Source organism: Phaeobacter sp. (assembly GCF_022825805.1).
Lineage (GTDB): Bacteria > Pseudomonadota > Alphaproteobacteria > Rhodobacterales > Rhodobacteraceae > Phaeobacter.
Window position 1 is genome coordinate 21,476 of record NZ_JAJDWC010000020.1, and the last position, 13,893, is coordinate 35,368.

Genomic DNA, 13,893 nt, shown 5'->3' on the forward strand with positions numbered 1-13,893 from the left:
TGGAGAAAACATGCTGGGTATCGGAACACTCGCCAAAAAGGTCTTCGGCACGCCGAATGACCGTAAAATCAAGGCGACACGGCCGCTGATTGCAAAGATCAACGCGCTGGAGCCCGAGTTCGAGCAGCTCAGCGACGAAGGTCTGCTAGAAAAAACCGAAGACTTGCGCAAACGCGCCTTGGACGGTGTCAGCCTGGATGATCTGCTGCCCGAAGCCTTTGCCAATGTCCGCGAAGCCGCCAAACGTGCGCTTGGTCTACGCGCCTTTGACACCCAGTTGATGGGCGGCGTGTTCCTCCACCAAGGTAACATCTCCGAGATGAAGACAGGCGAGGGCAAAACCCTCGTGGCGACATTCCCTGCGTATTTGAACGCTCTGACCGGGAAAGGCGTTCACGTCGTCACAGTGAACGAATACCTGGCCAAACGAGATAGCGAATGGATGGGCAAGGTCTTTGCCCAACTGGGGATGACCACTGGTGTAATCTGGTCCGGTCAGCCCGAGGCGGAAAAAATGGCCGCTTATACCAGCGATGTCACCTATGCGACCAACAATGAGCTTGGCTTTGATTACCTGCGCGACAATATGAAACCCTCGCTGGATCAGGTTTTCCAAAAGCACCACAACTTTGCGATCGTGGACGAAGTGGACTCGATCCTGATCGACGAAGCGCGTACGCCGCTGATTATCTCTGGCCCGGCAGAGGACCGCTCTGATCTTTACTCCACCATCGACAAGGTCATTCCTCTGCTGAGTGATGAGCACTACGAGCTGGACGAAAAGACACGCGGCGTCACCTTTACCGAAGTCGGCAACGAATTCCTTGAACAGCAGCTGATCGACCATGAGTTGTTGCAGGAGGGGGCTTCCCTCTATGATCCGGAAAGCACCACGGTTGTACATCACGTGAACCAGGCGCTGCGGGCGCACAAGCTGTTTCAGCGCGACAAAGATTACATCGTCCGTGACGGTGAAGTGGTCCTTATCGATGAATTCACCGGCCGTATGATGGCAGGTCGGCGCCTGTCCGAAGGGCTTCACCAGGCTATCGAAGCCAAGGAAGATGTGAAAATTCAGCCCGAAAACACGACTTTGGCGTCTGTCACCTTCCAGAACTATTTCCGTCTGTATGACAAGCTGTCGGGTATGACGGGTACGGCCATGACAGAGGCCGAAGAATTTGCCGAGATTTACGGTCTTGGCGTGGTCGAGGTGCCAACCAATCGTCCCATCGCGCGGAAAGATGAGGACGACCAAGTCTATCGTACGGCCATTGAAAAGTACCAAGCCATGATCAATGAGACCAAGAAGGCCCATGAAAAGGGTCAGCCGGTCCTGTTGGGCACCACATCCATTGAGAAATCCGAACTGCTCAGCCAGCTGTTGCAGAAGGAAGGGATCAAACACAACGTTCTGAATGCCCGGCATCACGAGCAGGAAGCCCAGATCGTTGCCGATGCTGGCCGTCTTGGGGCTGTGACCATCGCAACCAACATGGCGGGCCGAGGCACTGACATCAAATTGGGCGGCAACGTCGAATTCAAAGTGCTGGAAGCCATCGCCGAAGAGCCTGAGGGCGATCACGCAGCCATCCGTGCGCGCATTGAGGAAGCTCACTCCAAGGATGAAGATGCGGTAAAACAGGCCGGTGGTCTGTTTGTGATGGCATCTGAACGGCACGAAAGCCGCCGTATCGACAACCAGCTGCGTGGCCGATCCGGTCGTCAGGGCGATCCGGGTCGCACAGTGTTCTATCTCAGCCTCGAAGACGATCTGATGCGTATCTTCGGGTCCGAACGTCTGGACAAACTTCTGTCGACGCTTGGCATGAAAGAGGGCGAGGCGATCATTCACCCTTGGGTGAACAAATCCCTTGAACGGGCGCAAGCCAAGGTCGAAGGCCGGAATTTCGACATGCGCAAGAATGTGTTGAAATTCGATGATGTGATGAATGATCAGCGTAAGGTGATCTTCAATCAGCGTCGTGAGATCATGGCCGCAGAAGACCTGTCTGAGATCGTGGCCGACATGCGGCATGAAGTGATCGATGATCTTCTGGACGTGCATATGCCGCCGAAAACCTACGCTGACCAATGGGACAGCGAAGGCTTGCAGGCGCAGGTCCGCGAAAAGCTTGGCATGGAGCTGCCGGTGGTCGAATGGGCCGCCGAAGAAGGTGTCGATGACGAGCAGATCCGAGAGCGGCTTGCGGCTGCCAGCGACGAGAAAATGGCGGAAAAAACCGCAGCCTTCGGTCCTGATACAATGCGCAACATCGAGAAACAGGTGCTGTTGCAGACCATTGATAGCAAATGGCGCGAACACCTCCTGACGCTTGAACATCTGCGATCTGTGGTTGGGTTCCGTGGCTATGCGCAGCGCGATCCGCTGAATGAATACAAGAACGAGAGCTTCCAGCTTTTTGAAAACATGTTGGATTCTCTCCGTGAAACCGTCAGCCAACAATTGGCACATGTGCGCCCGGTTAGCGAAGAAGAGCAGCGCCAGATGCTGTTGCAGATGGCTGCACAACAGGCCGAGTTGCAAAAAGCCGCAGAGGCAGAAGCGACCCCGCAGGTCGAAGAACCCCTTGAAGGCTTTGTCGAAGACGACCCTTCGACCTGGGGTAACCCTTCGCGAAATGACAAATGCCCCTGTGGCTCTGGCAAGAAGTTCAAACATTGCCATGGCCGTCTGAGCTGAGTCAGTTCGAACGATCGCAAGACAGGTCAAATTGCACTGTTTTGCCAGATTTTCAGCAAAAGGCGGCCATCAATCGGCCGTCTTTTTTCGTCAGACTTTGTTAATACATCGCAAATGGAGGCGGCCATGATCACAAGGCGGACAGGACTGTTGGCTGGTGCTACCATCTGCACCGCGTTGGTGATTGGTTTGCTGATGCAGCAGACTGCGGACCGTCAGGCGCTCAGGGCGGAACAGGTGTCTGTCCCAGCATATGATCCCACCGTGCAGTCGGATCAGCCCCTGAAAATAGAAGCGATCAGTCTGACGGCAGCGCCTATTGATGCCGAAGATCAAAGCGCAGCGGCCACCAGGGTGGACCCCACCGCCGGATGTGACATGACAGTCGAAGCCATTGCGCGCCCCTTTGCGGAGGTTCGGCTGACCATCCTGTCGTTGTGCCGCCCGGATGAGCGTTTGACCATCCACCACAACGGCATGGTGTTTTCCAGCAATCTGGATGCGGCAGGTGCGCTGACGGTTCAGGTCCCTGCTTTGGCAGAAACAGCTGTTTTCATCATTGAGCCGCAGAACGGGCGGGGCAGTGTTGCGACTGTGACCGTTCCAGATCTCAATTCTGTGAACCGTGTGGCGCTGCAATGGGCTGGTAACAGCGGATTTGAACTGCACGCCCGTGAATTTGGCGCCAGCTATGGTGGCGCAGGCCATGTCTGGCATGGCTCCGATCTCAGCGCGGGGCGGGGCACGGTTGTGCAGTTGGGCAATGCCGCGCAATTGGCGCCCAGACTGGCAGAGGTCTACAGCATTCCGCGCGATGGTGGCCAAGCGGGTTCTGTCGATTTGACAGTTGAAACAGAAGTCACAGCGATCAACTGTGGTCGCGATGTCTCTGCCCAAACGCTGGAACTGCGCGACGGTCAGCTCAGAACACGGGATCTCACTCTGACGATGCCAGAATGTTCGGCGACAGGCGATTTTCTGGTGTTGAATAATCTGTTGGAAACCCTGAAAATCGCCGGAAACTAACCAGCGGTTTTATCAGGACTTGCCATGGCTTTGCATCGTGCGGTGATTTGCGCCGCACTTCTTTTTGTCGCTTCGTTTGCGAAATCAATGGCGCAGGACGTGACCCTGACCTCGCCAGATGGAGCGGTTGAAATCACCGGCAATATCCTTGGTTTTGATGGCGAATTCTATCGTGTCGACACCCAGTTTGGTGAGCTGACAGTTGATGGATCCGGGGTGCGCTGCGACGGGCCGGGCTGCCCGAGCCTGTCGGATTTTGTCGCTGAGATTTCTCTGTCGGGCTCGTCCACTATGGCCGAAGTCTTGATGCCGGCCCTGATCGAAGGGTTTGCGCTGCGCAACGGGTTCCAAACCCGTCGTGATGCACTGCCCGATGGCAATTTTGAATATGTGTTGTTGCAGCAAACCGGGCAAACGGCTGCCCGGTTCAGTTTCTTTGTCAGCAACACGGACGAGGGCTTTGCCGACCTACTTGCCAATCAGGCGGACATCGTGATGGCCCTGCGGGAAATTCGCCCCGAGGAACGCTCCCGCGCTGCTGAGATTGGTCTGGGCGATATGACAGGTCCAAACCGCAGCCGTGTGCTGGCATTGGATGCGATGGTGCCTGTGGTGGCGCCGTCCAATCCCGTTCAGGCGCTGTCTGTGCAGGACCTCGCAGGCGTTCTGACGGGTGAGATCGCAAATTGGTCGCGCCTTGGCGGACCTGATGCGCCGATCACGGTTCATTTGCCTGTTGCGGAATCTGGTTTGGCGCAAGCCATCGATGATCGGCTTGTCCCCCCTGATGTCGAGCAGCTGGGCAATCGGCTGCGGCGTCATGATCGCGGAAGCACGCTGGTCAGGGTGGTGGCGACAGACCCCTTCGCGCTTGGCTTTGCGAGTTTCGCCGAAACATCGACTGCGCGTGTGTTGACCCTTCAGGGGCCCTGTGGGTTTTCGCTACGCGCCAGTCGCAGATCCATCAAGACCGAAGATTACCCGCTCACAGCGCCGATGTTTCTGTATCTGCCGTCGAGACGCCTGCCGAAACTGGCCCGGGAATTTCTGTCCTATGTCCGCGGCCCAGGGGCACAGATTGTTATCCGTCGGGCGGGATTCGTGGACCAGGCGCCAGAGCGCATTCCGATGAACGCACAAGGCGATAGGTTGGCCAATGCGATTGCAGGGGCCGGGGCCGAGGTGTCGCTTCAGGAACTGCAACGGTTGATCACTGGCTTGTCTGGGCTGCAGCGCCTGACCACGTCGTTTCGATTTGAACCTGGGTCAACGCGCCCGGATGCACAATCGCGAAGCAATATCCTGCAGTTGGCCCGCGCTTTGGAAGCCGGAGAGTATGATGCGCGCCGCCTGGTGTTTGTCGGGTTTTCCGATGGCGATGGCGGCGCAGAGGCCAATCGTGCGATCGCGATGAAGCGGGCGGAGGCCGTGCGCGATGCTGTCATTGCAGCTGCTGAAACGGCCAATCTGGAGCGGACGCAGATCGATCTGGATGCCTTTGGCGAAGCGTTACCAATGGCTTGTGATGACCAACGCTGGGGGCGTCAGGTCAACCGCCGGGTTGAAATCTGGGTGCAATAGAGCGGTCTAGAGGTAATTGGCCGACCGAAAGCTCAATTCTTTTGATTGCCCGATGATCAGGTGATCGTGCAACGCAATGCCAAGTGGTTCCAAGGCCTGATGAATGCGGTGCGTCATGGCTATATCCGCCTGTGAGGGCGTTGGATCACCAGAGGGATGATTGTGGACGATGATCAGCGCGCTTGCATTCAGTTCCAGGGCTCTCTTGGCCACCTCGCGAGGGTAGACTGGCACGTGATCGACCGTGCCCTGTGCCTGTTCTTCATCGGCAATCAGGACGTTTTTTCGGTCCAGAAACAAAACCCGGAACTGTTCCGTTTCGCGATGGGACATAACGGTGTGACAATAGTCCAGCAACGCGTCCCAGGACGATAGCACATGCCGCTGCATCACCTTGGCTCGGGCCATGCGATGGGCAGTGGCCTCGACGATTTTCAGATCCGTGATTACCGCGTCTCCGATTCCTTTGATGTCCGCCAAACGTTCGGGAGAGGCGGTAATGACCCGATTGAAGTCCCCAAAGACATCCAATAGTTCGCGCGCCAGCGGTTTGACATCCCGGCGCGGGATGGACCTGAACAGCAGCAGCTCCAACAGCTCGTAGTCAGGCACGGCTCTGGCGCCACCCTCCATGAAACGCGTGCGCAACCGAGTGCGGTGATCGCGAATGTATGATGGTACCTGTGCGGCTCGACTGGGCACTGCCGACTGGGCAAACAGGGGTAGTGATCCATCTTGAAAGTGACGATCGTTCTCCATGCCTAATGATCTGGCGATCATGGTTGAGGAAAGGTTAACGATAGCGCCCGCCTCAGTGCGCAACCGTGAGAACAACAAAAAAGCGCCACAAGGGCGCTTTTCCGTAGATCCTTAAGAGGGCTGCGACAGGCTGCTAGCCCTTCATACCGTCCCAAAAACTCTTAACCGAAGAGAAGAAGCTACGCGATTCGGGGTTGGTGTTGTCTTCTGACAGCTCTTCGAATTCGCGCAGCAGCTCTTTTTGGCGCGCGGTCAGATTGACCGGGGTTTCCACTGCGAGTTCGATAAACATGTCCCCGGTTGCCCCACCACGCAGGGCTGGCATACCTTTGCCACGCAACCGCATCTGGCGCCCGGATTGGCTGCCTTCCGGTATCTGGACACGACCCCGACCGCCGTCGATTGTGGGCACCTCGATTGAACCGCCAAGCGCTGCTTTTGCCAGAGACACTGGCACGCGGCAGTACAAGTTGTTGCCATCCCGTTCGAACAACCCATGTCCGACGACTTCTACAAAAATGTAGAGATCCCCTGGAGGTCCACCGCGCATCCCGGCTTCGCCTTCCCCAGCAAGACGGATGCGAGTGCCCGTTTCGACACCGGCAGGAATGTTCACGGACAGGGATCTGTCTTTTTCAACCCGGCCATGGCCCTGGCAGCTCTTACAGGGGTTTTTGATGATCTGACCCAAACCAGAGCAGGTCGGGCAGGTGCGTTCGACAGTGAAGAACCCCTGTTGTGCCCGCACCTTGCCCATGCCCGAACAGGTTGGGCAGGTGGTGGGTTCAACACCGCCTTCAGCGCCGGTGCCGTCGCATGAGGTACAGGAGATGGAAGTCGGCACATTGATGGTCTTTTGCTGACCGGAGAAGGCCTCTTCCAGAGAGATGCGCAGATTATAGCGCAGGTCGGATCCGCGCGATGCACGTTGACGACCGCCTGCACCGCCGCGGCCGCCCATGAAGTCGCCGAACAGGTCATCGAACACATCGGAAAACGCGGATGAGAAGTCACCTCCGCCAAATCCTTGTCCGCCGCCAGGCCGCTGGCCGCCTCCCATACCGTTTTCGAAGGCCGCATGACCATAGCGGTCATAGGCGGCTTTCTTTTCCGGATCTTTCAGGACGTCATAGGCTTCGTTTGCTTCCTTGAACTGGGCCTCAGCATCAGGATTGTCTGCGTTCCGATCTGGATGCAGTTCCTTGGCTTTCTTGCGAAAGCCTTTCTTGATCTCATCGCCGGTGGCCCCTTTGGACACCCCGAGAACATCGTAATAATCTCGTTTGGACATCGGAAAACCCCTCTTGCCGCAACGCAAGCGGGCCGGCCCGGAGTACGGACCGGCCCGCTGTGGCCAAAATCAGACCTTAACGCTTGTTGTCGTCCAGATCTTCGAACTCGGCGTCAACGATGTCGTCGTCGCCCGGACCAGCGGAATCGTCTGCGGCTGTTGGTTCATCCGCGCCTTCTTCCTGGCTGGCCTTATAGATCGCTTCACCCAGCTTCATGGCAGCTTCGGTGACGTTCTGGACGCCAGATTTGATCTTGTCGGCGTTGGCTTTTTCGTCTTCGAGGTCGTCTTTCAGAGCGGCAATCGCCAGTTCGATGGCTTCGATTGTGGTTGGATCCACCTTGTCGCCATGCTCTTCCATCGACTTTTCGGTCGAATGGATGAGGCTTTCCGCCTGGTTCTTTGCCTCGATCAGCTCGCGGCGCTCTTTGTCCGCCTCGGCGTTGTCCTCGGCGTCTTTCACCATTTTTTCGATGTCCTCATCGGACAGACCGCCAGAGGCCTGGATGGTGATGTTCTGTTCTTTGCCGGTTGCTTTGTCTTTTGCACCCACAGAGACGATGCCGTTGGCGTCGATGTCAAAGGTCACTTCGATCTGCGGCATGCCACGCGGTGCCGGCGGGATATCTTCGAGGTTGAACTGACCCAACATCTTGTTGTCCGCGGCCATTTCCCGCTCGCCCTGGAACACGCGGATGGTTACGGCGTTCTGGTTGTCTTCGGCGGTGGAGAAGACCTGCGACTTCTTGGTCGGGATGGTGGTGTTGCGATCGATCAGGCGGGTGAAGACGCCACCGAGGGTTTCGATGCCCAGCGACAGCGGTGTCACGTCCAGAAGAACCACGTCTTTGACGTCGCCCTGCAGAACACCGGCCTGAATGGCAGCGCCCATGGCGACCACTTCGTCAGGGTTCACACCTTTGTGCGGCTCTTTACCGAAGAACTTGGTCACTTCTTCGATGACTTTTGGCATGCGGGTCATACCGCCAACCAGAACCACCTCGTCCACGTCGGATGCGGAGAGACCTGCGTCTTTCAGCGCTGCGGCACAAGGCTTCAGCGAGTTCTTGATCAGGTCGCCCACCAGGCTTTCCAGCTTCGCACGGGTCAGTTTCATGACCATGTGCAGCGGCTGGCCGGAGGACGGATCCATCGAGATGAACGGCTGATTGATCTCTGTCTGGCTGGAGGAGGACAGCTCGATCTTGGACTTCTCTGCAGCCTCTTTCAGGCGCTGCAGAGCCATCTTGTCCTTGGTCAGGTCGACACCGTGCTCTTTTTTGAACTCATCGGCCAGGTAGGACACGATGCGCATGTCAAAGTCTTCACCGCCGAGGAAGGTGTCCCCGTTGGTGGATTTGACTTCAAACAAACCTTCGTCGATTTCCAGAATGGTCACATCGAATGTGCCGCCACCAAGGTCGTAGACCGCGATGGTCTGAGTTTCTTCTTTGTCCAGGCCGTAGGCCAGGGCCGCCGCGGTGGGTTCGTTGATGATCCGCAGGACTTCCAGGCCAGCAATCTTGCCTGCATCCTTGGTCGCTTGGCGCTGCGCGTCGTTGAAGTAGGCAGGCACGGTGATCACCGCCTGGGTCACATCTTCGCCGAGGTAGGATTCAGCGGTTTCTTTCATCTTGCCGAGGATGAAAGCGGAAATCTGCGACGGGGAGTATTTCTCACCCTTGGCTTCCACCCATGCGTCGCCGTTACCACCGTTGATCACGGCAAACGGCAGGTTCTTTTTATCTTTTGCCAGGTCCTGATCGTCGAACCGACGGCCAATCAGGCGCTTCACACCGAAGACGGTGTTATCAGGGTTGGTGACGGCCTGACGTTTGGCGGGCTGACCTACAAGGCGCTCTTCATCGGTGAAAGCAACAATGGAAGGGGTGGTACGGGCGCCTTCGGCGTTTTCGATAACGCGGGGCTGTGATCCGTCCATGATGGCCACACAGGAGTTTGTGGTGCCGAGGTCGATGCCGATAACTTTGCTCATGTTCGATCCCTTATGGTTTTTCAAGGCGATTACCCGAAGCCTGAACCCATTTTGGCATTCCGGCTCCGATTGATGTGCGGTTGGGTCTGCACCTCACCGCGTCTCGGCGTATATAGGGAGCAGAAAAGGCCCCTGCAACCGCCACTTCACGTCCTGTTTCGTGATTTGAAGCGCTTTTTGTGCAGGGCACAGGTTAAGAACGGACTAAAGGCCATGGCCAAGTTGTGGTTGCGCGGATTTCAGTTGATCAAACCCGGTCTCGATTCGGTTGCGCAGCAGCAACTGGTTGAGTGTCTGCGCCCCATTTTGCGGGCGGCGCCGTTGTTTTCACCCGAGGTGCCGGGTGGCGGGAAAATGTCGGTGCGTATGACCTCGGCAGGTGCGTTTGGCTGGGTCAGCGATGCCTCTGGCTATCGCTATAGCGAGCGCCACCCGTCGGGTCGCCGTTGGCCAGATATTCCCGATCCCATCTTGCAGATCTGGCGGGACACCACGGGTTTGGACCGCCTGCCGGATTGTTGTTTGATCAACTACTATGGCGAAGGTGCCCGCATGGGTCTGCATCAAGACAAGGATGAGGCGGATTTTTCCTATCCCGTGGTCTCGATCTCACTTGGAGATGATGGGTTGCTGAGAATCGGCAACCAGGTTCGGGGCGGCAAGACGGATACGGTTTGGCTTGGATCTGGTGATGTGGTGGTGATGGGTGGAGAGGCGCGGCTAACTTATCACGGCGTGGATCGCATTCGCTTCAAATCCTCGCGGCTTTTGCCCAAAGGCGGGCGGATCAATCTGACACTGCGTGTGGTTACCTGATGATGAGATTGATCAGCGACGTGCGCCCCAGCTGATCGATGCATGACGGCGGGTGTAGAACTCTCCCATCAGGCCGATCATGATTAACACCACTGCGACCCAACCAGCATACTGCCAACTGGTGAAATGTGGGTTGTAGTTAATGAAGATATACCCGCGCGCTTGATCGATGCAGTGAAACAACGGGTTCCAGTCAAACATCGACAGCATGAAGCCAGGCAAGGTATTGGCCAGAAACATTTTGCCAGAGGCGATCATATTGGCCCGTTGATAAATCGTCGACATCAACCCGACCAAGGCCGGTGCCCAGGGTTTTATCACCAGCAACACCAGCCCAACGGCAGACCCGGTGATCCAGGCTAGCAGCAGCATGCCGAACGCTTGAATGGGTTGCTCGATGTGAATCGGTTTGAAACCAACATGATAGATGAACAGGATGATCAGCAGTGACATGATCTGCAGATAGAGCGAGCCCAAAGCCGCCGAGAGGATCGCGATGATCGTGTTCATGGGGGCGTGTTGCATCATGGGACTGCTGGGCCCCTCGGCACCGGTGACTGCGCCCACCGCTTTGGTGTGGGTCATGAACAGAAAGATGCCGGACATCACGTAGAGCAGAAAATCTCCGCGAATGGCGGCGCTGCGCATCCCCAGCATGACGAACATGACATAGAAAACAGCGACAAACAGAACGGCCTGCAAGAGATTGAGACCAAGTGCCATGAAAGCGTTGTTGTGTTTGGATCGGACGCTGCGCACCACGGAATGAAACACCACTTCGCTCATGGCGATGAAACCGCTGATGCAGGATCTTTTGTGGCGTCGATATTCAAACATGAGGTGACAACTGCCTGTTGCTGTCGGAGGAACTCTGCTTACTGATTTTATCGTTATCACGGAAATCTTGCTGTTCCGTTGCAGCCCCATCATAAGGGGAGCGGCAATTCTAATCAACCAAACCCATTGGGGAGAGCATCTGTGACCTACGAAGACCTTGTACCTGTCATGCGTCGCCTGGCGATTGAGGCGGGTGAAAAGATCATGGAGATTTACAACTCCGATGAGTTTGAGGTGAAGGTTAAGTCAGACGAAAGCCCCGTCACCGCCGCAGACGAAGCGGCAGATGCGTTGATCTCTGCTGGCCTGTGCGCGGCGTTCCCCGATGTGATGTTGGTGACCGAAGAGCAGGCAGATTCCCATGATACCACGGGCGACACTTTCCTGATTGTTGATCCTTTGGACGGCACCAAAGAGTTTATTCACCGCAGAGGTGATTTTACAGTAAACATTGCCTTGGTGGAAAAGGGCGTTCCCACAAGAGGGGTTGTTTATGCACCAGCGCGCGAGCGGATGTTCTTTACACTGGCGGATGGAAGTGCGGTGGAAGAAACCGGCGCCTTTGACCCGGCCGCAGTTGGTGCCACAACGCCAATTCGCGTCGCCGACAGTGACAATTCCGCGCTGATGGTGGTGGCGTCCAAATCGCACCGGGATCAGGCAACCGACGATTACATCAACAAATATTCTGTGAAAGACAGCAAGAGCGCAGGCTCCTCTTTGAAGTTCTGCCTGGTCGCGACGGGCGAAGCCGATCTGTATCCCCGCGTTGGGCGCACCATGGAATGGGACACTGCGGCAGGCCACGCCGTCCTGTCCGGTGCGGGTGGCAAGGTTGTGCGGTTTGATGACCACAGCCCGCTGATCTATGGCAAAGAGGGATACGCCAACCCGTTCTTCATCGCGCTGGCCCCAGGTGTTGAGTTGAAGCAGCCCTGATGTCTGTTCTCATTGTCATTCCCGCCCGCTACGCCTCCTCCCGCTATCCTGGTAAACCGCTTGCCGTGTTGACCGGTGCCAGTGGGGAAAGCCGCACTTTGGTCGAACGGTCCTGGCGTGCGGCCCAGGCAGTGCAGGGCGTGGATCGTGTCGTGGTCGCCACGGATGATCCGCGCATCCAGAAAGAGGCCGAAGGGTTCGGCGCTGAGGTTGTGATGACAGCCGAGAGCTGCGCCAACGGAACCGAACGCTGCGCCGACGCGCTGGCGCGGCTGGGTGGCGGCTATGACATCGTTGTTAACCTGCAAGGCGACGCGCCACTGACGCCGCATTGGTTCGTCGAAGATCTTGTTGAGGGGCTGCGCCAGGCCCCTGACAAAGGATTGGCCACGCCTGTGCTGCGCTGCGAGGGGGCGATGTTGAACAGTCTCCTGGCCGATCGCAAGGCTGGCCGCGTCGGTGGGACGACCGCTGTGTTCGGGCAGGACAACAACGCGCTCTATTTCTCGAAAGAGGTGATTCCCTTCACCTCCCACAGTTACGGCGATGCGGATCCGACGCCTGTTTTCCATCATGTGGGTGTTTACGCCTATCGGCCCGACGCTCTGGAAGCCTACCCGGATTGGTCGGTTGGCCCTCTGGAAACTCTCGAAGGTCTTGAACAACTGCGCTTTCTCGAAAACGGCCGCAAGATTCTCTGTGTCGAAGTCGAATCGCGAGGACGGGAATTTTGGGAGCTCAACAACCCCGAGGATGTCCCTGTGATTGAGGCAATGATGCGGAAAATGGGCCACAATTAAGCCTGAAAGACACGGCATCATAAAACAGCGGATGGGGTTGCCCAACATATACGGCTTTGCTGTTTCTTCTATCAGAGTTAGCCGTTACTCTTGACCAGAAGATAGCCAAGCAGCGAGCCGCCAGCCCCCTCATAATTCACGCCGTAGCTGCACGGTGAGACAAGCAGACAAGAGAGTGGAACATGCGTAGAAAAGTTACAAAGGCGATCTTTCCAGTTGCAGGCCTCGGGATACGGTTTCTGCCTGCGACGAAATCCGTTCCCAAAGAGATCATGACATTGGTTGACCGTCCTTTGGTCCAATACGCCATCGATGAGGCGCGGGAAGCCGGGATCAAGGAATTCATTTTTGTCACGTCGCGTGGGAAGGGCGCATTGGAAGACTATTTCGACCACTCTCCGATTTTGGAACAAGAGCTGCGTCGCAAGGGTAAAGACGACCTGCTTGATATCCTCAAGGGCACCAATATGGATTCGGGCGCGATTGCCTATATCCGTCAGCACCAAGCCTTGGGTTTGGGTCACGCTGTCTGGTGCGCGCGACGCCTGATTGCGAATGAGCCGTTTGCGGTGATCCTGCCGGATGATGTGATTGCCGCCGAAACGCCCTGTCTGCAGCAGATGGTGGAAGCCTACGAAGAGACCGGCGGCAATATGGTTGCTGCGATGGAAGTTCCACCAGAGAAGACGTCTTCTTATGGTGTGCTCGATGTCAAAGAGGATATGGGTTCGGTTGTGTCGGTCAATGGCATGGTCGAAAAGCCAAAAGCGGATGAAGCGCCATCCAATCTTGCGGTGATCGGTCGCTATATTCTGGCACCGTCAGTTTTGCGGAACCTCAATAAGAAAAAGCAGGGTGCTGGCGGGGAAATCCAGCTGACTGACGCAATTGCAGAAGACATCGCTGCAGATGTTCCTGTGTATGGCTACCGGTTCCGTGGTCAGCGGTTTGACTGTGGTTCCAAGGCGGGTTTCTTGCAGGCAACAGTTGCCTTTGCGCTTGCCCGCGATGAGCTTCGTGATGATCTGATGAGCTACATCACAGAAATTGTGCAGGTGTCCAAAGCCGCGCAATAGGCCTGTTTCACTTTTGGACAGCGATTGTTTATTGTCGCTGCCAAATGGCCGGACAACGTGGTTCGGTC

General features: G+C 56.6%; 11 protein-coding genes. 7 read left to right on the top strand and 4 right to left on the bottom strand.

What is annotated here, in order from left to right:
* The first annotated feature begins 10 nt into the window (after positions 1-10).
* From secA to Q0C28_RS01655, 3 genes are all read left to right on the top strand, one after another.
* The gene (gene secA / locus Q0C28_RS01645) at positions 11-2,704 is read left to right on the top strand and encodes a preprotein translocase subunit SecA (RefSeq protein ID WP_293572906.1); all 2,694 of its coding nucleotides are present in this window, start codon (positions 11-13) and stop codon (positions 2,702-2,704) included.
* A 126-nt stretch (positions 2,705-2,830) separates the two neighbouring features.
* Complete coding sequence (locus tag Q0C28_RS01650; RefSeq protein WP_293572907.1) at positions 2,831-3,730, top strand: hypothetical protein; 900 nt, start codon at positions 2,831-2,833, stop codon at positions 3,728-3,730.
* Between the two features lie 24 nt (positions 3,731-3,754).
* On the top strand, positions 3,755-5,311 hold the full coding sequence (locus Q0C28_RS01655; protein ID WP_293572908.1) for a phosphate ABC transporter substrate-binding/OmpA family protein: 1,557 nt from the start codon (positions 3,755-3,757) through the stop codon (positions 5,309-5,311).
* 6 nt (positions 5,312-5,317) lie between these two features.
* On the opposite strand, the gene radC is transcribed toward Q0C28_RS01655, so the two are convergent.
* The 3 genes from radC to dnaK form a co-directional block, all read right to left on the bottom strand.
* On the bottom strand, positions 5,318-6,070 hold the full coding sequence (gene radC / locus Q0C28_RS01660) for a DNA repair protein RadC (protein ID WP_293572909.1): 753 nt from the start codon (positions 6,068-6,070) through the stop codon (positions 5,318-5,320).
* Between the two features lie 133 nt (positions 6,071-6,203).
* Positions 6,204-7,361, bottom strand: a complete 1,158-nt coding sequence (gene dnaJ, locus Q0C28_RS01665; RefSeq protein WP_293572910.1) for a molecular chaperone DnaJ — start codon at positions 7,359-7,361, stop codon at positions 6,204-6,206.
* Between the two features lie 76 nt (positions 7,362-7,437).
* Entirely contained in the window at positions 7,438-9,357 is a 1,920-nt protein-coding gene (gene dnaK / locus Q0C28_RS01670; RefSeq protein WP_293572911.1) for a molecular chaperone DnaK, read from the bottom strand.
* 213 nt (positions 9,358-9,570) lie between these two features.
* Here dnaK and Q0C28_RS01675 point away from each other — a divergent pair, with 213 nt between their 5' ends.
* On the top strand, positions 9,571-10,173 hold the full coding sequence (locus Q0C28_RS01675; protein ID WP_293572912.1) for an alpha-ketoglutarate-dependent dioxygenase AlkB: 603 nt from the start codon (positions 9,571-9,573) through the stop codon (positions 10,171-10,173).
* 12 nt (positions 10,174-10,185) lie between these two features.
* On the opposite strand, the gene Q0C28_RS01680 is transcribed toward Q0C28_RS01675, so the two are convergent.
* Positions 10,186-11,010, bottom strand: a complete 825-nt coding sequence (locus Q0C28_RS01680) for an ABC transporter permease (protein WP_293572913.1) — start codon at positions 11,008-11,010, stop codon at positions 10,186-10,188.
* Between the two features lie 141 nt (positions 11,011-11,151).
* On the opposite strand from Q0C28_RS01680, the gene cysQ reads away from it, so the two are divergent.
* The 3 genes from cysQ to galU all read left to right on the top strand — a co-directional run bounded on the left by cysQ (position 11,152) and on the right by galU (position 13,825).
* Complete coding sequence (gene cysQ, locus Q0C28_RS01685; RefSeq protein WP_293572914.1) at positions 11,152-11,949, top strand: 3'(2'),5'-bisphosphate nucleotidase CysQ; 798 nt, start codon at positions 11,152-11,154, stop codon at positions 11,947-11,949.
* On the top strand, positions 11,949-12,749 hold the full coding sequence (locus Q0C28_RS01690; RefSeq protein WP_293572915.1) for a manno-octulosonate cytidylyltransferase: 801 nt from the start codon (positions 11,949-11,951) through the stop codon (positions 12,747-12,749). The genes cysQ and Q0C28_RS01690 overlap by 1 nt, the downstream gene beginning before the upstream one ends.
* A 182-nt stretch (positions 12,750-12,931) precedes the next feature.
* Complete coding sequence (galU, locus tag Q0C28_RS01695) at positions 12,932-13,825, top strand: UTP--glucose-1-phosphate uridylyltransferase GalU (protein ID WP_293572916.1); 894 nt, start codon at positions 12,932-12,934, stop codon at positions 13,823-13,825.
* Positions 13,826-13,893: the final 68 nt, after the last annotated feature.

Excerpts from the sequence above, each read along its gene's own strand:
- secA (WP_293572906.1), top strand. The coding sequence starts at position 11 with ATGCTGGGTATCGGAACACTCGCCAAAAAGGTCTTCGGCACGCCGAAT.
- Q0C28_RS01650 (WP_293572907.1), top strand. The coding sequence starts at position 2,831 with ATGATCACAAGGCGGACAGGACTGTTGGCTGGTGCTACCATCTGCACC.
- Q0C28_RS01655 (WP_293572908.1), top strand. The coding sequence starts at position 3,755 with ATGGCTTTGCATCGTGCGGTGATTTGCGCCGCACTTCTTTTTGTCGCT.
- radC (WP_293572909.1), bottom strand. The coding sequence starts at position 6,070 with ATGGAGAACGATCGTCACTTTCAAGATGGATCACTACCCCTGTTTGCC.
- dnaJ (WP_293572910.1), bottom strand. The coding sequence starts at position 7,361 with ATGTCCAAACGAGATTATTACGATGTTCTCGGGGTGTCCAAAGGGGCC.
- dnaK (WP_293572911.1), bottom strand. The coding sequence starts at position 9,357 with ATGAGCAAAGTTATCGGCATCGACCTCGGCACCACAAACTCCTGTGTG.
- Q0C28_RS01675 (WP_293572912.1), top strand. The coding sequence starts at position 9,571 with ATGGCCAAGTTGTGGTTGCGCGGATTTCAGTTGATCAAACCCGGTCTC.
- Q0C28_RS01680 (WP_293572913.1), bottom strand. The coding sequence starts at position 11,010 with ATGTTTGAATATCGACGCCACAAAAGATCCTGCATCAGCGGTTTCATC.
- Q0C28_RS01690 (WP_293572915.1), top strand. The coding sequence starts at position 11,949 with ATGTCTGTTCTCATTGTCATTCCCGCCCGCTACGCCTCCTCCCGCTAT.
- galU (WP_293572916.1), top strand. The coding sequence starts at position 12,932 with ATGCGTAGAAAAGTTACAAAGGCGATCTTTCCAGTTGCAGGCCTCGGG.